The following is a 19,624-nucleotide window of genomic DNA, read 5'->3' on the forward strand; positions in this document are numbered from 1 at the left end:
TTCTCCTAGGCCCGGTGCGCGACGCGTTCGCCGAGCAAACCGGCCGGGCGGAAGACCAGCACCAGAATCAGTACCATAAAGGCGAAGATATCCTGGTAGTTGCTGCCAAAGACGCCGTGGGTCAGGTCGCCGAGATAGCCGGCCCCCAGGGATTCGATCAGGCCCAGTAGCAGGCCGCCGACCATCGCGCCGCGAATATTACCGATGCCGCCGAGCACCGCGGCGGTAAAAGCCTTAATGCCGGGCAGAAAGCCCATAGAGAAGCCGGCGCTGCCGTAGTTGCTGGCCATCATCACGCCAGCCAGCGCGGCGAATACGCCGCCGATGGCGAAAGTCAGGATGATAATCGCGTTGGGGTTAACCCCCATCAGCGTGGCGATGCGTGGATTTTCCGCTACCGCGCGCATACCGCGACCTAAGCGGGTGTACTCCACCAGCAGCCACAGGCCGAGCATCACCGCGAGGGCCAGCGCGACGGTGACGATACCGGTGACGGTAACGAGAGCCGGAGGATGCGCTGCGCTGCCGTGGGTCACGGCGATCGGATCCATGGGCAGGATCTGCGGGAACATCAGCGGATTGCGCGACCAGACGATCATCGCCACGGTTTGCAGCAGTACCGAGACGCCGATCCCGGAGATCAGCGGCGCCAGGCGCGGGGCGTTGCGCAGGCGGCGGTAGGCAAAGCGCTCGATCGCCATCGCCAGCAGGGCGCACACCGCCATGGCCAGCAGCAGCGCCAGCCCCAGCTGCGCCAGCGGCGGCAGATTGGGGAAATGGGCATTCAGCGCGTTCATCCCGGAAAGGGTGGTTAACGCGCCGACCATCAGAATATCGCCGTGGGCAAAGTTAATAATGCGCAGAATGCCATACACCATGGTGTAGCCGAGCGCGATCAGGGCGTAGATGCTGCCGAGCATGACCCCGTTGATTATTTGTTGTATGAGTGTGTCCAACTGGTTCTTCCGACAAGATGCTCAAATAATAGCTACCATCCAACAAATGAATTAAATTGTAAAATACGCATATATTCTTTCTTATGATAAATGCGTTTTTAACTATCTTTATGATTTTTAATATAATTAAATAAAGCATCGAGTCGTGAAATACGCTAAGAAAATCAACATATGAAAAAAACAGAACAGTCAGAGGGGCCGGTTAGCTGGTCGGAGAGTACGTTAGCCAACGATCCGCCGCTGCGGGCGGTGCGCGCCTTCGAGGCGATCGCACGCCTCGGCAGCGTGACCCTGGCGGCGCAGGAGCTGGCGATTTCACCCTCGGCGGTCAGCCACCAGCTGAAGGTGCTGGAAGGCTATTTGCAGATCCCGCTTACCGAACGCCAGGGGCGGCGGCTGACTCTCAGCCAGCAGGGGCGGGAGTATTATCGCTCGATCCGCGCGGCGTTTAACGTGCTGCGGCAGGCGACCGAACATCTGGTCGATCAGGTGCAAACCCAGCAGGTGACGATCAGCCTGATCCCGCTGTTTGGTATGGGCTGGTTTATTCCCCGTCTGCCGTCGTTCATGCACGCCAATCCGCATACCGAAATCAACGTGGTTTACGCCAACCACCGCAACTACCTTAGCGATGCTTCCGATATGTCGATCCGCTTTGGCAACGGTCACTGGGTGGGCTATCAAAGCGAAAAGCTGATTTCCGGCAAAATGGTGCCGGTATGCAGCCAGGCTTTTTTGCGCCTGCACGGGCATATTGATACCCCGGAGCAGCTGTTGCAGATGCCGCTGTTGCACGACGAGGAGCGCACGACATGGAACCAGTGGTTTGTGCAGCAGGGGGTTAAACGCCCGCCGCGCTCGACGGGGCCGCTGTTTGAAGATGGCCTGCTGACCCTGGCGGGGGTACAGGCCGGGCTGGGCTGTGCGCTGATGCGCGAGCCGCTGATCGCTCCCTATCTGAAGAGCGGCGAGCTGGTGAAAATCTTCGCTGCGGCAATAGATGATGGCCGGGATTACTATCTCTGCGTGCGTCAGGATAGCGAGATGACCCCCAACGGCAAGCTCTTACAGAGCTGGCTGCGTCAGCAGGCCCTCGGGTGATCTTCACTTAAGAATTTACTTAATCCAGCTCACACTTTTGCCCGGTCGCCGTTGTCATTGAGCAGGGACGCTTAGATAATCCGCCGAAATAACCCATTTTTATGATGGCGTGCTACTGCGAAAGCAGGCAAGACCAAAATAGAAATGCTCTCCCGCCAAGGGGAGCGTCTCTGTTTTGGTCTTTTTTTTTGCCCCAACACCAGGGAACACTATGAACTATAACCAAACAGCAGACAAAATCCTCCACGCGGTGGGCGGTGCGGAGAATATCCGCATGCTCACCCATTGCGCGACCCGGCTACGCATGGAGTTCAACGACCGCGCCAGGGTTAACGATGCGCAGATTGGCACCATCCCCGGCGTGATCAGCGTGGTGGAGAAGGGCGGCCAGTTCCAGATTGTTATCGGCAATGAGGTGCAGCAGGTTTATCGCCTGCTCCATAAGGCCCTGCCGGAGAAGAAAAGCCCGACCAGCGGCGACAAAAACGCCAGGCCGACCGGCATCGTCGCGCGGGTTATCAGCGTCATTTCGACCACCTTCACCCCGGTGATCCCGGCGATTACCGGCGCGGGGATGATTAAAGCGCTGTTGGCCATTCTCAAGCTCACGGGGGTGATTAGCGAAACCAGCTCGACGTATCAGCTGCTGAATATTATTGCCGATGCCGCCTTCTTCTTCCTGCCGGTACTGCTGGCCTACGGCGCGTCGCTGAAGTTTGAATGCAATCCGATTCTGGCGATGACCCTCGCCGGCGTGCTGCTGCATCCGGGCATCGGCCAGATGCTGGCGGCCGGTAAAGCGGTCGATTTTGTCGGTATCAACGTCCTGCTTTCCGATTATGCCGGTTCGGTGCTGCCGATCATTCTGACCGTGTGGCTGATGTCGTGGGTGGAGCGTTTTGCCGAAAAAGTGTCGCCATCGATTATCAAATTCTTCGTTAAGCCGATGCTGATTCTGCTGATTACCGCGCCGCTGGCGCTGGTGGTGGTCGGCCCGGCGGGCATTTTGCTTAACGACCTGGTCGCCGCCGGGGCGGGCGCTATCGACCGCCACGCCAGCTGGTTGATCCCGATGCTGATGGGCACCCTGCAGCCCTTCCTGATTATTACCGGTACCGCGTGGGCGATGACGCCGATCGCCACCGGTCAGCTGAGTAAAAGCGGTTACGAGATGATTAACGGCCCGGGGATGCTGGCCTCAAACGTGGCGATGGGCGCGGCGACGCTGTGCGTGGCGCTGAAAACCAAAAATAGCAACCTGCGCCAGCTGGCCTCTTCATCGGGCTTTACCGCGCTGCTGGGGATCACCGAACCGGCGCTGTACGGGGTGCTGCTCAAGTTCCGCCGGGTGCTGATTGCCGCGATGATCGGCGGCGGCTGCGCTGGGGTCTATGCCGGGGTGAGCGGGCTGGTGCGCTACGCCTTTGTCTCGCCAGGTCTTGCGGCGCTGCCGGCGTTTATCGGCGAAAACCCGATGAACATCGTCCATGCGCTGGTGACCTGCGCGATTTCCATCGTGGTGACCTTTACCCTGACTTGGTTTATCGCCTTCAAAGATGTTCCTGAGGAACAAGAAGAGGTGGGCGAGGCGCCGCAGCCTGCGGTCAGCGCCAAAAGCGAGGGGGAAACTGAAGTATTAAGCCCGCTGCGCGGTCAGGTGGTGGCGCTCAGTGAAGTGAACGATGACGTTTTCTCCGGCGGTCTGCTGGGCGAGGGGCTGGCGATTCGTCCCGAGGAAGGAGTCCTGCGCGCGCCGTTTAGCGGCACGGTGATGATGTTTCTGCCTTCCTGCCACGCTGTTGGTCTGCAGAGCGACAGCGGTCTGGAGCTGCTGATCCATATCGGTATTGATACCGTTAATCTTAACGGCCAGCACTTTAGCTCGACGCTGAAGGTCGGCGATAGAGTAGAGTCGGGGCAGGCGCTGATCCGCTTTGATATTCCCGCCATCGAACAGGCCGGGTATGACCTGATTACGCCGGTGATTGTGGTCAACGGCGATGAACAGCACGCTCTGCGCCTCACCGCCGCCGCGCAGGTGGATTACGGCGAACCGCTGATGGTGCAATCCGCTAAGGAGGCGCAGGCATGATCTATCAACAGCAGGCCCGGTTCCCGGACGGTTTTCTGTGGGGCGCGTCCACCTCGGCCTATCAGGTTGAGGGCGCGTGGAATGAAGACGGTAAAGGACCGTCGGTAGTCGACATGCTCAGCCATCCGCCGGGAACGGCGGACTTCCGCATCGCCAGCGACCATTATCATCGCGTGGAAGAGGACGTCGCGCTGATGGCGCAAATGGGGCTGAAGGCCTACCGCTTTTCGCTGGCCTGGTCGCGGGTGATACCTGACGGCGACGGCCCGGTGAATCCGGGCGGGCTGGCCTTTTATCACCGCCTGATCGACGCCCTGACCCGCCACGGGATCACTCCCATCGTGACGCTCTACCACTTCGACCTGCCGTGGGCGCTGGAGCTCAAAGGCGGCTGGCTGAACCGCAAAACCGGGGAGGCGTTCGTGCGCTATGCCCGGCTGCTGTTCAGCGAGTTTGCCGCCAAAGTTCCGCTCTGGCTGACCATTAACGAACAGAACACCATGATCCTCCATCCCGGGGCGATTGGCGTGCCCGCCGATCGTGAACTGCCGGATAAGAAGGCGCTGTACCAGCAGAATCATCATATGATGCTGGCCCAGGCGCAGATCTTCGCCCTGTGCCACCGCGAGTTCCCCGGGCTGCGCATCGGCCCGGCGATAAACACCACGTCGATGTACGCCGAAAGCTGTAAACCGGAGGATGCCATCGCCGCGCATAACTGGGAGACGCTGCGCTGCTGGAGCTTTCTGGATGTGGCGGTGCATGGCCGCTACAACGCCCTGGCGTGGGCCTACATGCAGGACCGCGGCCTCGCGCCGGAACTGCAGCCAGAAGATGCGCTGATTTTGCAGCAGGGGCGGCCGGACTTTATCGCCATTAACTACTACTCCACCGCTACCATTGCCGCCAGTCGGGGCGATGGCGCAGACGTTGCGCCCCGCGCGGGTGACCAGCAAATTATGCTGGGCGAAGAGGGGGTTTATCGCCCGGCGGAAAACCCGTGGGTCGGCAAAACCCCCTACGGCTGGGTCGTCGACCCGGTGGGGCTGCGCCTGACGCTGCGCAAAGTGTGCGAGCGCTACGGCCTGCCAATTCTGATTAGCGAAAACGGCATGGGCGCGCCGGATAAGCTCGAGCATGACGGGACGGTGAATGACGATTACCGCATCGCCTTCTTACAGGCGCATATTGAGCAAATGCGGCTGGCGATTGCCGACGGCGTCGAGCTGATGGGCTACTGCCCGTGGGCGGCAATTGACGTGGTCAGCACCCATCAGGGATACGCCAAGCGCTACGGTTTTATTTATGTCGATCGCGGTGAGGATGACCTGAAGAGCCTGCAAAGGATCCGCAAACGCAGCTTCTGGTGGTATAAGGATGTCATCGCGCAAAACGGCAACCACGATGAGTCGCAGAGATGATTGTTCAGAAGGTGCTCAATAATAGCCTGGTGCTCTCTATGGATGACGATAGCAGGGAGGTTATCGTCATGGGGAAAGGCATTGGCTTCAACAGCCGACCCGGGGATGAGATTGCCCCGGAGAAGATCGAGAAGCTATTCGTGACCCAGGCGCTCGGCGCGCGCAGCGGCTATCTCGAGGCGCTCTCCGCCATCCCGGACGAGGTCATCGAAATGGCGGCGATGATTATTTCCCGCGCCAATATGCAGCTTGCCAGCAAGGTTCGCGAGCAGATTTTCTTGACCCTCGCCGACCACCTGACCTTCGCCATCGAGCGCAGCCGCAAAGGGATCGCCATTCAAAACCGTCTGCTGCCGGAAGTGAGGCGTTTCTATCCGCAGCAGTTCCGCGTCGCCAGCGAAGCGGTGACGATTATTCGCCAGCAGTACGGGATTGAACTGCCGGAAGAGGAGGCCGGGAATATCGCGTTTCATCTGGTTAACGGCCAGAGCGAGGGCGACGACGTGGCGCAGACCATGCAGTCGGTGAAGATGCTGAAGGATATTTTTAATCTCGTGCAGTACCACTTTAAGCAGCAGATAGACACCGGATCGATTAACTACTCGCGCTTTCTGATCCATATGCAGTTTTTCCTCCAGCGTTTACAGGAGGGGGAGCTGGACGGCGCGCGGGACAGTTTTCTGCTGGTGCAGGTGATTAAGGAGTATCCGGACGCTTACCGCTGCGCGCTGCGGATCCGCGATTACGTTAAGGCCCAGCTCGATATCACCCTCGGCGGCAACGAGCTGCTGTGGCTTACCGTGCATCTGGTGCGGATTAGCGGCCTCGATGCGTAAGTGTGTTCTATGCATAGGGCGCATTACCTTTTTGTCCTTACGACGATAGTCGTCGCCGATGGCTGACAACATGCGCTTTTCCGGAATCGCCCGGCGGCGCGTGGCTTGCGCGGGCCTACGGAAAACGCATAGCCTGCGGATATTAGGGGTTTTGTAGGCCGGGTAAGGCGCTAGCCGCCACCCGGCAAAAATGCGAGCACGGTGTCTAAAACGGGTTGGTCATCAGTCTCAGACGACGAAAGTCGTCGCCGATGGCTGACAACATGCGCTTTTCCGGAATCGCCCGGCGGCGCGTGGCTTGCGCGGGCCTACGGAAAACGCATAGCCTGCGGATATTAGGGGTTTTGTAGGCCGGGTAAGGCGCTAGCCGCCACCCGGCAAAAATGCGAGCACGGTGTCTAAAACGGGTTGGTCATCAGTCTCAGACGACGAAAGTCGTCGCCGATGGCTGACAACATGCGCTTTTCCGGAATCGCCCGGCGGCGCGTGGCTTGCGTGGGCCTACGGAAAACGCATAGCCTGCGGATATTAGGGGTTTTGTAGGCCGGGTAAGGCGCTAGCCGCCACCCGGCAAAAATGCGAGCACGATGTTTAAAACGGGTTGGTCATCAGTCTCAGACGGCGAAAGTCGTCACCGATGGATGACAACATGCGCTTTTCCGGAACCGCCCGGCGGCGCGTGGCTTGCGCGGGCCTACGGAAAACGCATAGCCTGTGGATATTAGGGGTTTTGTAGGCCGGGTAAGGCGCTAGCCGCTACCCGGCAAAAATGCGAGCACGGTGTCTAAAACGGGTTGGTCATCAGTCTCAGACGACGAAAGTCGTCGCTTCGACACATCCGATGCCGCGTCATTTCAACGATGCCGAATCTGCAGCGTCGCGGGCAGGTAGCGCCGTAGCGGCTCAGGCGTGTTGCCGTCGATCAGCTGGCTTATCAGATCGTAGCAGTGCCAGGCCAACTGACGGTTATCCTGCTGGACGGTGTCGATACGCAGCGACAGCGAATCGTAGAGATAGTGATCGTCAAAGCTCGCCAGATGAATATCGCAATCCAGTAAATGGTGCTGACTCATATAGCGCAGCACCCCTTCCAGCAGACCGCAGGCGGCGGTGAACAGCGCCTTTGGCGGCCGCCCGAGACGCGCGCAGAGGGCGGCGAACATCTCGTAGCCGGAGCTCGGATGATAGTTGCCGTTAATCACCCACTCGGGACGCAGTTCGACACCGGCGTTTGCCAGCCCCTGAGTAAATCCTGCCAGACGATCGCGGGAGGGCGACAGACGCGGCTGCCCGCCGAGAAACCAGAACTCGTCGCGATGCTGAGGCGCGATGCGGGAAATCAGATCCGCCGTCGGGCTGATGGAGTCGGTCATCACCAGCGGCAGCGTGCTGTCGCTGGGACAGCGGTCAAACAGCACCACCGGCAGCTGTTCGCTGAGCTTGAGGTAATCGGCGTCGTTGTGCATACAGGAGGCGACGATCAGCCCGTCAACCTGGCGGGCAATCATATTATTGACCACCATGGTTTCCTGGCCGGGGTTTTCGTCGGTACAGGAGATCAGCAGTTGAACGCCCGCCTCGCGGCAGAGCATTTCCAGCTCATGAGAGAAGACGGCAAATCCGTAGTTGGTGATTTCAGGCACCACCAGACCGATGGTGTGGCTGCGGTTATCGCGCAGCGAGCGGGCGTGAATACTGGGCTGATAATGTTGTTCGCGCGCAATCGCCAGCACGCGCTCGCGGGTATCCTGCGCCACGCGTAGCTCTTTGCCACGACCGTTCAGCACCAGGCTGGCGGTGGCTTTCGAGACACCCGCCAGCTCGGCGATATCTTTAATGGTAACGCGTTTGGTTTTCATCACGACAACATGCGCCTGAATTTAAAACGCTTATTCTACCATGCATGGCTCCAGCGACCAGTAGCAGAATGTTACCGGCGTCGCGCCGCTGAAAATCAGCTGTGCCGGATAGTCCGGGAAGAGGCGGCTGCTCATTACCCCTTCGCCGTCGTTAATGAAAATCTCCACGCTCGACCGGTCGACGAAGATCCGCAGCGAGCGAACCTCGCCGCGCCAGTAGCGATAGAGCATGTCGTCGCTGGCGAGGCTGCGCCGCGCCAGACGAAGGCCGCGGGTATCGCGCTCGAGGGTCAACGCGCCGCCGAAATCGAGGCTAAACGCGTCGTCACCGGCGGTATCGAGGGCTATCTCCAGCGGCGCCAGCGGCAGAACGTTGCCCTGCCAGCCGCTGACTTCGCCGCGCAGGGCGCTCAGTTCGCGCAGCGGGCGCTGATAGAGTTTGCCGTCCACCCACTCCAGTTCGCGCAGGCAGGTCATTTGGTGGATCCAGCCGTTGGCCCGCGTCGGCTGGCGCATCTCCTCGCCGTCCGGGACGCCCATCCAGCCAACCAGCAGCCGGCGGCCGTCGGTTGTCTGCATGGTTTGCGGGGCGTAGAACTCAAACCCGGCATCCAGCTCGTGCAACTCGCCGTGCGTGAAGGCGGCGCTGGCGTAGTCGAAGCCGCCGGCCATCCACACCGCCGGATAAGTGTTGAGGTAGCGCTCTTTCTCGCGGGTAATCCCCTGCGGGCAGCAAATCAGAATATGCTGGTCGCCAAGCGGGAACAGGTCCGGACACTCCCACATGTAACCGGCATCGTGCAGTCCGTTGATACCGGCGCCGGCGATTTCGCCTTCGTTGGTCCATTGAGAGAGGTCCGCAGAGCTGAACAGCAGCACCTTGCCGCATTTTTGCCGATCCTGTGCGCCTAAAACCATGTACCAGCGGTCTTCATGCCGCCACACTTTCGGGTCGCGCACGTGGCCGGTATAGCCCTCCGGCAGCGGCAGGACCGGGCCGGTTTTGCTGAAGGTGCCGTCGGCATTTTCCGTCGCCAGGCACTGCCAGGCGGTCCGGCTGCCGTCTGCAAACTTGACGTTGCCGGTGTAGCACAGAGTCAGCGTCCCGTTGTTATCCACCGCGCTGCCGGAGTAGCAGCCGTTGCGGTCATACTCTTCGTCCGGCATCAGCGCAATCGGTTCATGCTGCCAGTGCAGCAGATCGGCCGAGCTCCAGTGCGCCCAGCACTTGAAGGTATGATCGCAGGCGAGCGGATTCCACTGATAGAACAGGTGGTAGCGCCCGGCAAATTCGATAAAGCCGTTGGGGTCGTTCATCAGCCCGGTGACCGGCGCATGGTGCCAGCGGGGATAGTGGCTATCGGCCAGCGCACGCGGCTGGCCCTGCATTACGGCCTGCAAAATCGCAGGCAGGCGTGATGGAAGTGACATTATTCCGCGTCCGTTTTGTATTTCAGCAGCAGGGAGACGACAAAGGCAACGCCGAAGGCGATGACCATCCCGATAATGTAGTTCAGCAGTGAACTGGCCTGCACGATTGCCATACCTGGAATGGCCGTCAGGCCGACCGCAGTCATGTAGACATGCATGGAGACCACCCACGCGCCGCCCGCCGCGCCGCCGATCAGCGCTGCAATAAACGGTTTCACAAAGCGTAAGTTGATACCAAAAATCGCCGCTTCGGTGATGCCCAGCATGGCGGAAAACGCTGATGGCAGGGTAATGGCTTTGATTTTGGCATCTTTGGTTTTAAACCACACCGCCAGACAGGCTCCGCCCTGAGCGACGTTGGCCATCGCCCAAATCGGCAGCAGGAAGTTGACGCCGATGGACGGGTTACCCAGCAGTCCGGCTTCGATAGCGTGGAAGCTGTGGTGAATACCGGTAATCACGATAACCGAATAGAGACCACCAAACAGCAGTCCGGCCAGCCAGCCGGCGTGGGTAATCAGCGTGCTGAGCACGAATGAAATGCCGTCGCCCAGCGCGCGGCCCGCCGGACCGATAATCAGCAGGGCGATAAAACCGGAAATAATCACCGTCAGGAACGGGGTCAGGATCAGGTCCAGCGCGTCGGGGATGACGCGGCGCAGCTGCTTCTCAACAATGCTCATAAACCACACCGCCAGCAGCACCGGGAACACCGTACCCTGATAGCCGATCATCGCAATCTCAAGGCCGAAGAAGTTCATGGTATGGAAACCGGCGGCCACGCCCCAGGCGTTGGTGAGCGCCGGGTGGGTCAGAATGCCGCCGAGCGTCGCGCCGAGGTAAGGGTTGCCGCCAAATTCGCGGGCGGCGGTAAAGCCAATCAGGATCGGCAGAATAATAAACGCCGCGGAGCTGCACATATCCAGGATAATGTAGATAGCGTTGCTCGGGTCGACCCAGCCGTAGGTTTTTACCATGCCGAGCAGGCCCATCAGCAGACCGGAGGCAACGATAGCCGGAATAATCGGTACGAAGATATTCGACAGCAGGCGGGCAATACGTTGGAACGGATTAAGCTTTTTCGCCGCGATATTGGCGGCTTCCGACTTGCTGGATTCGCCGACGCCAGCGGCCTGAATAAAAGCGGCGTACACTTTGTTCACCACCCCGGTGCCAAAAATAATCTGCATCTGTCCGGCGTTGCGAAAACATCCTTTTACGCCTTCAATTTTGCCGATAGCCTGCTGGTCGGCGAGCGCATCATCGACCAGCACCAGACGCAGGCGCGTGGCGCAGTGTGCGGCGCTGGCGATGTTTTCCTTGCCTCCCAGAAGTGGAAGCAGCGAGCGGGAAATCTGTTCAAAATCCATAGTACCCTCTGAATGCGTAATAATTTTCGTGTTGTGGTCCCGGGTTTACGGGGGCGCAGTCTCTGCGTCGTTATTGTGTCCGGGACGAGGGCCGGCATGCCGCCGCCCCGGTTTTTCTGGCATCAGGCGTTAACCGTCAGAACCAGGTTTCCATTTGCATACCGAACGACCATTCGCCGCCGGATTTAAAACCGCTGCTGCCTAACGCATCATCGCTGGCGTAATTATCCAGTTTTTTGCTCCAGTCCATCCACGAGGTGTAGAGACGGATCTCCGGGCGGCTGAAGAAATCGCCGATGCTACCGACCTTAAAGGTGGGGGCGAAGGTGAGTTTATAGAAACTACCGTTCACCGCATGGCGGTCGTTGTAGCCTTCGGGTTTGAGATCCATGTACTGGTAGGTACCTTCGTAAGCCAGGGCGAAGTTTTGAGTGATCTCCTGAATCAGACGCAGGTTGAGCGTCGCCCACTGGTAGCTGTCGCCATCGACATAGCGATCTTTACTGCTCTGCGCCAGTACCGCCGGGGCGATAAACCAGTTCTCGCTGAGCGGCGTGGTGCCGTAGCTGGCGAAGCGCCAGGTATTTGCTCCCGGGCGCAATCCGCCGTCGGAACCGACGCCTTTCACTTCGGCCCCTAGCCCGTGGCCATAGAGCAGGGCGGTTTTGCTGAGCCCTTCACGCAGGCCGTAAAAGCTGTCGTTGTGCAAACCGAGCAGCGTATGCACCCCGGTATTCGCCGCATCGCCTTTGACCAGATTACCGTTGGTATCTTTACGCTCGTCATTATCTTTCGCCCGCATCCCGCTGACCATCACCTGCACCGGGCCGATGAAGTTGTTCATGCTGAGGATGTAGTTCTGCACGCTATTGCTCGAATCATCAATATCGCCGAAGTTGCGTCCGTATAATGAGAAGTTACTCCGCAGGCTGTCGTTCCACTTCACGTCATAGATACCGCCGCCGGTCCCGGCGAGGAATACCACGTCGGAGTCGACCCAGTGAATATCAAAGTTGTCGCGGTCGAAACGTTTCCCGGCCCACAGGGTTGAACCTTTGAAGGGACCCTCGAAGGTGGGCAGATTGCCCAGCTCAACGAAGGCCTGGCGCACGTTCAAATCGCTGCTGCTTGCCGTCCAGTCGTTGTAGGTGGTTTGACCGTCGGCCACCATCACCTTGAAGCGCGTTGTTGCCCCGTTATCCAGGGTCTGCTTATGTTCGAGATTCATTTCGACATAGGTGTCGGCCTGGTTCCCCAGACGGCCGATGGCTCCGCCGGTTTCCCCCGCCGGTGTCATATAGGCGCCGGATTTGGTACTGGCGGCGGAGTCATTCATTATGACGCCGGAACGGGCGTAGCCGTGGAACTCAAACCCGCTTTTTTCGTCGGCTTTTTTCTCCAGGTTAGCGGTGCGTTGAACGACCTGCTGGGTCGTGTCCTGCGTTTTTTGCTGCTGCGTGGTGAGCTGCTGGACTTTTTTCTCCGCCGACTCGGCGCGGTTTTCCGCGGTTTGAGCCCTGTTTTCCGCATCCTGCAGGCGTTTTTCCAGGGCGATCAAACGGGCTTCGATACTGCTGAGGTCCGTTTGCGCATGAGCTGAGGCCGCGCCGGTTAGCAAAGTAATAACAACCGCGAGTGTGCTTTTTTTATACATGTAGGTCGCATCCCAAACGTAAAATTGACATTATTGTGTTTTTTGCTAAACCGGTTTAGGCGCTATGTTAAACATGACCTTTAACATCTGGGAATATAAATTGCTAAACCGATTTAATAAATGTGATGGATGCAACAAAGTGGGCTGCGAGGGCAGCCCGAAAGGATCAAAATGAGGGGTTAAGATCGTGCAGGTAGGGCAGGGCGGTCATCGCCCCTTTGGCGGTAGTGGCCAGCGCCCCGCAGGTTTGCGCCTGCATGATGGCCGGTTCCAGCGCCGCGGGATCCGTTGGCATTCCCTTAGCGGCAAGGCTGGCAAGCAGTCCGGCGACAAACGCATCGCCTGCGCCGGTGGTATCGACGCTGACCACCGGCTGTGCGGAGAAGTGGGTGCACTGCTGCTGAAAAGCGGCGAGCACCCCGGCTTTACCCTGAGTGACCAGCAGTAGCTCAGGCTGATAGCGCTGGGTCAGGGCGGTTACCCCTTCGGCTAAATCCTCTTTTCCGGCGATCAACGCCAGCTCTTCTTCGGACAGTTTTACCACGTTCGCCAGACGCAGGGCGCGATCGAGGCAGGCGTGCAGCAGCTCCGGGTCCTGCCAGAGATCCGCGCGGATATTGGGGTCAAAGCTGACCCGACCGCCGGCTAATTTTATTCTCTCCATCGCCGCGAAGGTGGTGCTGCGGCTGGGTTCGGCGCTGAGCGCAATGGAGCAGACGTGCAGCCATTCGTTGGCGGCGAAGGGCGGAAGGTCTTCCGGCTGTAAAAACAGGTCCGCGCTGGGGCGAACCATAAAGGTAAAGGTTCTTTCTCCCTCGCCGTCGAGATCGACCACCACGGTAGAGGTCCGGTGCTGCGGATCGCTGCGCATGTAGCGGGTATCCACCTGTTCCTCGCGCAGAGTGTGCTGCATAAAGCGGCCAAAAGGATCGTCGCCGACGCGGCCGATAAACCCGCTGTTGCCACCCAGGCGGGCGATACCTACCGCCACATTGGCCGGCGCGCCGCCGGGACACTGCAACAGGCGACCGCCGCTTTCCGGCAGCAGATCCACTACCGCATCCCCAAGCACCCATACTTTTGCATTCATACTGTTTCCACCTCAATGCTAAACTTAATTAAACCGGTTTAGCTTATTTAAGCATAGCACGCTGATGAACGAAACGCTGCAATAGATAAAGTGAGAAGCAGGGCAAAAAAACGGCGCGGCCGGCGCGCTGTTTTTGTCCGTCGGTAAGCGGGACGTGGTTCCTTCACCCCCGATGCCTGGCTGGCGCCGCAGGCAGATGGCCTCCGTCTCGCTCTCTGGCGGTAGCAGGCGTCTGAGGAACGGTTGGTCTGAAAATGGGGATAAACGCCCGGATCTGGTTTTAAGAACTATCCCTAAAGTCATGAGCGGAATGTTATGCCATGCTGTTGATGACTCATAACATTAAGCACGTTAGAGAGGAAATGATGAAAAAAGCAATGATTGCGTTATCTGCGATTCTGGTAGCAGCCCCTGTTTTTGCTGCGACAACACACGCAACTGATGATACCGTCGCGGCGGCCCATGAAGGGGCGAACACGGCGAAAGAAAAACTGCACCAGGCCCAGAACGAGGGCGAAGAGCAGAAGCTGAAATCCGAACACGCGGCGCAAGGTAAAAGCGACAGCGTAGGCAGTCAGGTGAGCGAAGGCGCTCAAAAAACCTGGAATAAGACCAAAGAAGGAACGGAGAAGGGTTGGGATAAGACCAAAGAAGGGACGGAAAAAGGCTGGAATAAGACTAAAGCCGCCACCGAAAAAGGCTGGGATAAAACCAAGCAGGGTGCGGAAGAGCTGAAAAATAAAGTCACCGAATAATCCCGGTAGCGTTGCATAAAATAAGGTCGCGAAAGCGGCCTTTTTTTTGCGCCCCATCTGCGGCGATGGATATGACGCTGCGGTGATGCCCCTCGCGGTTATGACGCGAAACGAGAATGCCAGGAATTGTCCTGGATATCCTGATACTCACTTTTTCTCCACATTCCGACGGTAAAAAGGAGGCATATCAGGAGGTGTACGATGAAAAAAATGATTTCTCTGGCCGTTATGTTGTCCTGCGCATTAAGCTCATTAGCCTGGGCCGACGGCCCGAACGGCAACGGTAACCCAGGCCAACAGCAGGTGTGGCAAAACGGTTCTGGTCACGGTAGTCCGGACGGTAATCGCCAGCAGGGACCGGGTAATAATGGTCCTCAGGGCAACGGCGACAGCCATCGCCAGGGCGCGGATAATCGCGGCCCGGAACGTAACAACCCCGGCGACAATCGCGGCAATAATCATGCGCAAGGAAAGTCGCATCAGGAACGCCATGAACAAGACCACTTTGCGTGGAACGGGCATGACTTCCGTAAGGGGCAGCCTGCGCCGGAGCGTTACCGCGGTAATGATTATCGGGTCAGCAACTGGAACGATCGCGGCCTGCCGCCGCCTCCGCAGGGGCAGCACTGGTCGTATATTAACGGCAACTATGTCCTGATTGCGGCGGCCACCGGCATCATTACGTCTATTCTGGTGAACGGCGTCCTTTCACATTAATGTCGCATCGATGCTGCGGAGGCGAATCGGCCCACGGCAAACCCTCTCCCGCTCAGGGAGAGGGGATTACCGCCGGGTGACCTGTTTATTCCGTGAGGTCTATCTTTTATTCAGCTCCTCATCCGGCCAGTACTTATAGCCATTGAGCATCGCCTGAGCGGCGAGCCCTTTCTCGGTAATTTCATAAACGTTCACTTTCGACGGCAGCGAAGAGGTATCTTTGGCAACGCCGCTTGCTGAGGCAGCGACCGGCGCGACACCTTTATCATCATATTTCGCCGCGGCATTAGCGTCTGCGCCAACCATATAGCCCTGGGTAATAAAGGTATGAAGTGCCGCTTTATCGTGGAACACCAGTACGGTACGCTGCTGCTTCACGCCCATCCCCAGCCCCGCGCCGCCCTGGGCCATTTTCATATAGGTATCTTTGCCGGTGCGCAGATCTCTAACCACGCCGTAGCCGCTGCCAAATCCTAATACCAGAATTTTGCTGCTGTTGCTGGCAAATACGGCATAGCCATCGGCGTGCTGGATATCGCTACGGGCTTCCGGGTAGAGCGAATAGAGTTTGCTCAGCGTTTCGCTGCGTATTTTTTGGATACTGGCGCGCTGCTGGCTGGCGGTATCACCCTGGGCGCTACAGCCGGCCAGCGCCAGCGCTGACGCCAGGAAAAGAGCCTGATATTTCATGTTTGAGTTCTACGCTATTCTGCGTCCATCTTATGGCGCGCGTTTATTTTTCCGTTGGTTCCAGAGGAGACGTCGCGAATCATCTTCAGGGATGCCCGGGTGATTGCGCTGCGTGCGCTACTGGCGAGCTTGCTGCCCACAACATGGCGCCGCCTGAGGAAATCTGCAGGTATTTAATAAGCTGATTTAAGCGTGGCGATCGTAGAATAAAAACGCGGTAATAATCCAATAGTTAAAAGTTTATATTTAAATTTTGCCTTATTTTTGGTCTTAATCACTATTTAAATAAGGTTTATTAGCAGAGTAGTGCTGGCCTTTTTTACATTCTGTTGAACGTCCCACTCTTTTTCACATTACCGGTAACCTTCTGAATAATCATTAGTAAACGAGATGAAGCGCACGCCGGAAATCAGAAATCTTGCTTGCATTAAACGCTTATCCAGATAAGTTATTGAGTCTGAGTTTATTCTTCATACTTCACGTTTTGGGGTTCTGGTCCCCCACTTTTCGACAACCGTTTACCTGAAGCCTGAATGAAGCAGAATATCTATTTTTTATTTCCCGGAGACCGGCATGAGCAATTTTGTGATTCCAGAAATTAAAGCAGCTGAAGAAGAAATGATTGCGATCCGGCATTATTTACACGCCCATCCGGAATTAAGTCTGGAAGAGTTTAATACCAGCGAACTGGTAGCGGAAAAACTGGCGGAGTGGGGTTATGCGGTGACCCGCGAGCTGGGGAAAACCGGGCTGGTGGGATCGCTAACGAAAGGGCATTCAGCGCGCACGATTGGGCTGCGCGCCGATATGGACGCCCTGCCTATTTTTGAAACCACGGAATTACCCTGGGCCAGCACCGTTGCGGGGAAAATGCACGCCTGCGGCCACGACGGTCACACCACTATTCTGCTGGCGGCGGCAAAATATATTGCCTCGCCGGCCTGCCAGTTTAACGGCACGGTGCATGTGATTTTCCAGCCAGCGGAAGAGGCGATTGGCGGCGCAGACCTGATGATAAAAGACGGGCTGTTTGAGCGCTTCCCCTGCGATTGCGTGTTTGCGCTGCACAATATGCCGGGGCTGCCGGTCGGCAAGCTGGGCTTCTACGCCGGCAACTTTATGGCGTCGGCGGATACCGTCAAGATAACCATTCACGGCTACGGCGGCCACGGCGCCCACCCGGAGCGCGCGGTCGATCCCATTCTCGCCGGCTCGGCGCTGGTGATGGCCCTGCAAAGTATTGTCGCTCGTAACGTGCCGCCGGGGGAAACCGCCGTTGTCACCGTCGGCACCTTCCAGTCGGGCATCGCCTCCAACGTGATCCCGGAAAGCGCGGTGATGGAACTGACCGTGCGGGCGATGAAGCAGGAAGTACGCGACCTGCTGATTAAACGGATTCACGACATCACCGAATTTACCGCCAAAAGCTACGGCGCTACCAGCGAGATTGAGGTCTACGACTCCTACCCGGTGCTGACCAATAGCGTGGAGGAGACCGCATTCGCCAAAGCATTAGCGACGGAAGTCTTTGGCAACGAACAGGTGCTGGAATCCATTTCACCGATGAACGCCAGCGAGGATTTTGCCTTTATGCTGCAGGCGCGTCCGGGCTGCTATTTCCTGCTGGGTAACGGCGAGAAGGGCGATAAAGGCGGCTGCATGGTGCATAACCCTGGCTATGACTTTAACGATGACATTATTACCACCGGGGCGTCGTTTTTCGCCCGGTTAGTTGAAACACACTGCCGTTGATCTCTGGAGCTCGTAAATAATGAAAAAATCACTACTGCTGTGGGTCGCGCTGATGGCGTCCGCATCGACGCTGGCCGCAGAACAAAAAGAAATTCGTTTTGGCGTCGATCCCACTTTTGCGCCGTTTGAATGGAAAGACCCGCAGGGCAAGCTGGCGGGGTTCGATATTGATTTAGGCAACGCCATCTGCCAGCAGCTGCAGGCGAAATGCGTGTGGGTGGAAAGCAATTTCGACGGCATTATTCCGGCGCTGAAGGCGCGTAAATTCGATGCGATTCTCTCCGGCATGTATATGACCGAGAAACGCAAAGAGCAGATTGGCTTTAGCGACAAGCTGTATAACGGCCCGGTGTTCCTCGTGGCGCGCAAAAATACGCTGACCGGCAATACGCCGGAGCAGCTCAAAGGCAAAACGATCGGCGTGGAGCAGGGCTCGGCGCAGGAGACGTACGTCAATCAGCACTGGCGTCCGGCGGGAATTAATATCGTGGCCTATCAGGGCGCTGACAGCGTGGTGCGGGATCTGGAATCCGGGCGTATTGATGGCGCGGTGCTCTCCGGAATGATGGCGGACTACAGCTTCCTGCAGCAGCCGCAGGGTAAAGATTTCGCCTTTGTCGGCGGAAGTTTGCAGGATAATAAGCTGTTCGGCGCCGGCGCGGCGATTGGCCTGCGTAAAGAGGATGACGCGCTGCGTCAGGAAATTAACCGCGCGATCGCGCAGATTCTCGCCGACGGAACCTATAAAAAACTGTCGGGTAAATATTTTAGCTTTGACGTCTATTCCGGGACATAATGTTGTGATGCGTCCGGCGGGCACGGATGGGCCCGCCGCAAGATTCCTTTTCTGACTCTCCACTCATGGTTCTTTCCCGCCCCTTGCGGCCTGGCGAAGGATGCAGAATATAAGCGATAAGGAGTGAACGGCATGAATACACGTCCATTGGGTAAAACCGGATTTTCCATCGCGCCGCTGGTCTTCGGCGGCAACGTGTTTGGCTGGACCTGCGATGAAAAAACCAGTTTTGCCATTCTTGATGCTTTTGTCGACCACGGCTTTGACGCCATTGATACCGCCGATGTCTACTCCCGCTGGGCGGATGGCAATCAGGGCGGTGAGTCGGAAACCCTGATTGGCCGCTGGCTACAGGCGCGTCCGGGGATGCGTGATAAGGTAAAAATCTTCACCAAAGTGGGCTCTGATTTAGGGTTACCCGGGCAAAAAGGGTTGAAGAAAGCCTGGATCCAGCAGGCCGTGGAAAACTCGCTGCGCCGTCTGAACACCGATTATATCGATCTCTATTTCGCCCACTGGCCGGACCCGGAAACCCCCATTGCCGAGACGCTGAGCGCTTTTCACGCGCTGCAGCAGGCGGGGAAAATCCGCGCGACGGGGGCTTCTAACCTGGATGCCCAGCAGCTTTCCTCGGCGCTGGAAGTGGCGCGGAAAGAGGGGCTGCCGGCCTGGCAGGTGCTGCAACCGGAATACAACCTCTATCACCGCTCCGCTTTTGAGGGGGCGCTGTGCGACCTGTGCATCAGCCGGGAAATAGGCGTCGTCACCTACTACAGCCTCGCCTCCGGTTTCCTGACCGGTAAATACCGTCAACCGTCCGATCTGGCGCAAAGCCAGCGCGGCAGCGGCATCGGGAAATACCTTAATCCGCGCGGAATGCGCATAATCGATACCCTGGAAGAGGTTGCCGCTCAGCACCATGCGAAACCTGGCGAAGTGGCGCTGGCCTGGCTGATGGGCCGGGAAGGGGTGACCGCGCCGATTGCCAGCGCCACCAGCGTGGCCCAGGTCGAGAGCTTTGCTCGTGCCGCTCAGCTGACGCTGAATGCCGCCCAGCTGGCGCGGCTGGAGATTGCCAGCGCCTGACGGCAGCGTAACGCCGGA

The 19,624-nt window shown here is 58.0% G+C and carries 16 protein-coding genes; 9 read left to right on the forward strand and 7 right to left on the reverse strand.

Features of this window, described 5'->3' with window-relative positions:
• Positions 1-5 precede the first annotated feature (5 nt).
• Entirely contained in the window at positions 6-920 is a 915-nt protein-coding gene (locus MC50_RS14985; RefSeq protein ID WP_223306665.1) for a branched-chain amino acid ABC transporter permease, read from the reverse strand.
• Positions 921-1,127: 207 nt separating this feature from the next.
• On the opposite strand from MC50_RS14985, the gene MC50_RS14990 reads away from it, so the two are divergent.
• The 4 genes from MC50_RS14990 (at position 1,128) to licT (ending at position 6,406) form a co-directional block, all read left to right on the forward strand.
• A complete protein-coding gene (locus MC50_RS14990; protein ID WP_032689091.1) occupies positions 1,128-2,057 on the forward strand; it encodes a LysR substrate-binding domain-containing protein in 930 nt (309 codons plus the stop codon).
• Positions 2,058-2,268: 211 nt separating this feature from the next.
• The gene (locus MC50_RS14995) at positions 2,269-4,149 is read left to right on the forward strand and encodes a beta-glucoside-specific PTS transporter subunit IIABC (RefSeq protein ID WP_032696480.1); all 1,881 of its coding nucleotides are present in this window, start codon (positions 2,269-2,271) and stop codon (positions 4,147-4,149) included.
• Positions 4,146-5,570, forward strand: a complete 1,425-nt coding sequence (locus MC50_RS15000) for a glycoside hydrolase family 1 protein (protein WP_032696479.1) — start codon at positions 4,146-4,148, stop codon at positions 5,568-5,570. The genes MC50_RS14995 and MC50_RS15000 overlap by 4 nt, the downstream gene beginning before the upstream one ends.
• Positions 5,567-6,406, forward strand: coding sequence for a BglG family transcription antiterminator LicT (gene licT, locus MC50_RS15005; protein WP_047664281.1), 840 nt, complete (start codon positions 5,567-5,569; stop codon positions 6,404-6,406). Before MC50_RS15000 ends, licT begins: the two co-directional genes overlap by 4 nt.
• Positions 6,407-7,260: 854 nt before the next feature.
• Here licT and MC50_RS15010 read toward each other — a convergent pair.
• From MC50_RS15010 to MC50_RS15030, 5 genes are all read right to left on the reverse strand, one after another.
• Positions 7,261-8,265 carry a LacI family DNA-binding transcriptional regulator gene (locus MC50_RS15010; RefSeq protein WP_032696477.1) on the reverse strand — a complete coding sequence of 335 codons (1,005 nt, stop codon included), beginning with the start codon at positions 8,263-8,265 and terminating at the stop codon, positions 7,261-7,263.
• 30 nt (positions 8,266-8,295) lie between these two features.
• On the reverse strand, positions 8,296-9,696 hold the full coding sequence (locus MC50_RS15015) for a sucrose-6-phosphate hydrolase (RefSeq protein WP_047664283.1): 1,401 nt from the start codon (positions 9,694-9,696) through the stop codon (positions 8,296-8,298).
• Positions 9,696-11,066 carry a sucrose-specific PTS transporter subunit IIBC gene (locus tag MC50_RS15020; protein WP_032689082.1) on the reverse strand — a complete coding sequence of 457 codons (1,371 nt, stop codon included), beginning with the start codon at positions 11,064-11,066 and terminating at the stop codon, positions 9,696-9,698. Before MC50_RS15020 ends, MC50_RS15015 begins: the two co-directional genes overlap by 1 nt.
• A 136-nt stretch (positions 11,067-11,202) precedes the next feature.
• On the reverse strand, positions 11,203-12,720 hold the full coding sequence (locus MC50_RS15025; protein ID WP_032696475.1) for a carbohydrate porin: 1,518 nt from the start codon (positions 12,718-12,720) through the stop codon (positions 11,203-11,205).
• A gap of 166 nt (positions 12,721-12,886) precedes the next feature.
• Positions 12,887-13,810, reverse strand: a complete 924-nt coding sequence (locus MC50_RS15030) for an aminoimidazole riboside kinase (protein ID WP_032689080.1) — start codon at positions 13,808-13,810, stop codon at positions 12,887-12,889.
• Positions 13,811-14,175: 365 nt separating this feature from the next.
• Between MC50_RS15030 and MC50_RS15035 the strand changes: the two genes are divergently transcribed.
• Both MC50_RS15035 and MC50_RS15040 read left to right on the forward strand, forming a co-directional pair.
• Entirely contained in the window at positions 14,176-14,565 is a 390-nt protein-coding gene (locus MC50_RS15035; protein ID WP_032689078.1) for a hypothetical protein, read from the forward strand.
• A gap of 201 nt (positions 14,566-14,766) precedes the next feature.
• Entirely contained in the window at positions 14,767-15,282 is a 516-nt protein-coding gene (locus MC50_RS15040) for an RcnB family protein (RefSeq protein ID WP_032689077.1), read from the forward strand.
• A gap of 99 nt (positions 15,283-15,381) precedes the next feature.
• Here the strand turns inward: MC50_RS15040 and MC50_RS15045 are convergent, their stop codons facing one another.
• Positions 15,382-15,972, reverse strand: coding sequence for a lipid-binding SYLF domain-containing protein (locus MC50_RS15045; protein ID WP_032689076.1), 591 nt, complete (start codon positions 15,970-15,972; stop codon positions 15,382-15,384).
• Positions 15,973-16,545: 573 nt separating this feature from the next.
• Here MC50_RS15045 and MC50_RS15050 point away from each other — a divergent pair.
• The 3 genes from MC50_RS15050 (at position 16,546) to MC50_RS15060 (ending at position 19,606) form a co-directional block, all read left to right on the forward strand.
• Positions 16,546-17,724, forward strand: coding sequence for a M20 aminoacylase family protein (locus MC50_RS15050; protein WP_032689075.1), 1,179 nt, complete (start codon positions 16,546-16,548; stop codon positions 17,722-17,724).
• Positions 17,725-17,743: 19 nt separating this feature from the next.
• Complete coding sequence (locus MC50_RS15055; protein WP_032689073.1) at positions 17,744-18,520, forward strand: ABC transporter substrate-binding protein; 777 nt, start codon at positions 17,744-17,746, stop codon at positions 18,518-18,520.
• Positions 18,521-18,652: 132 nt separating this feature from the next.
• Positions 18,653-19,606 (forward strand): aldo/keto reductase, encoded by a 954-nt coding sequence (locus MC50_RS15060; RefSeq protein WP_032689070.1) that lies wholly within the window; start codon positions 18,653-18,655, stop codon positions 19,604-19,606.
• Positions 19,607-19,624 lie beyond the last annotated feature (18 nt).

This window comes from Klebsiella planticola (assembly GCF_000783935.2).
GTDB classification, from domain to species: Bacteria; Pseudomonadota; Gammaproteobacteria; order Enterobacterales; family Enterobacteriaceae; genus Klebsiella; species Klebsiella planticola.

What these genes read in the sequence shown, in the direction of transcription:
- MC50_RS15040 (WP_032689077.1), top strand. Translation starts at nt 14,767, where the DNA reads ATGAAAAAAATGATTTCTCTGGCCGTTATGTTGTCCTGCGCATTAAGC.
- MC50_RS15025 (WP_032696475.1), bottom strand. Translation starts at nt 12,720, where the DNA reads ATGTATAAAAAAAGCACACTCGCGGTTGTTATTACTTTGCTAACCGGC.
- MC50_RS15035 (WP_032689078.1), top strand. Translation starts at nt 14,176, where the DNA reads ATGAAAAAAGCAATGATTGCGTTATCTGCGATTCTGGTAGCAGCCCCT.
- MC50_RS15010 (WP_032696477.1), bottom strand. Translation starts at nt 8,265, where the DNA reads ATGAAAACCAAACGCGTTACCATTAAAGATATCGCCGAGCTGGCGGGT.
- MC50_RS14990 (WP_032689091.1), top strand. Translation starts at nt 1,128, where the DNA reads ATGAAAAAAACAGAACAGTCAGAGGGGCCGGTTAGCTGGTCGGAGAGT.
- MC50_RS15055 (WP_032689073.1), top strand. Translation starts at nt 17,744, where the DNA reads ATGAAAAAATCACTACTGCTGTGGGTCGCGCTGATGGCGTCCGCATCG.
- MC50_RS15045 (WP_032689076.1), bottom strand. Translation starts at nt 15,972, where the DNA reads ATGAAATATCAGGCTCTTTTCCTGGCGTCAGCGCTGGCGCTGGCCGGC.
- MC50_RS15020 (WP_032689082.1), bottom strand. Translation starts at nt 11,066, where the DNA reads ATGGATTTTGAACAGATTTCCCGCTCGCTGCTTCCACTTCTGGGAGGC.
- MC50_RS14985 (WP_223306665.1), bottom strand. Translation starts at nt 920, where the DNA reads ATGCTCGGCAGCATCTACGCCCTGATCGCGCTCGGCTACACCATGGTG.
- MC50_RS15030 (WP_032689080.1), bottom strand. Translation starts at nt 13,810, where the DNA reads ATGAATGCAAAAGTATGGGTGCTTGGGGATGCGGTAGTGGATCTGCTG.
- MC50_RS14995 (WP_032696480.1), top strand. Translation starts at nt 2,269, where the DNA reads ATGAACTATAACCAAACAGCAGACAAAATCCTCCACGCGGTGGGCGGT.
- MC50_RS15015 (WP_047664283.1), bottom strand. Translation starts at nt 9,696, where the DNA reads ATGTCACTTCCATCACGCCTGCCTGCGATTTTGCAGGCCGTAATGCAG.
- MC50_RS15000 (WP_032696479.1), top strand. Translation starts at nt 4,146, where the DNA reads ATGATCTATCAACAGCAGGCCCGGTTCCCGGACGGTTTTCTGTGGGGC.
- licT (WP_047664281.1), top strand. Translation starts at nt 5,567, where the DNA reads ATGATTGTTCAGAAGGTGCTCAATAATAGCCTGGTGCTCTCTATGGAT.
- MC50_RS15060 (WP_032689070.1), top strand. Translation starts at nt 18,653, where the DNA reads ATGAATACACGTCCATTGGGTAAAACCGGATTTTCCATCGCGCCGCTG.
- MC50_RS15050 (WP_032689075.1), top strand. Translation starts at nt 16,546, where the DNA reads ATGAGCAATTTTGTGATTCCAGAAATTAAAGCAGCTGAAGAAGAAATG.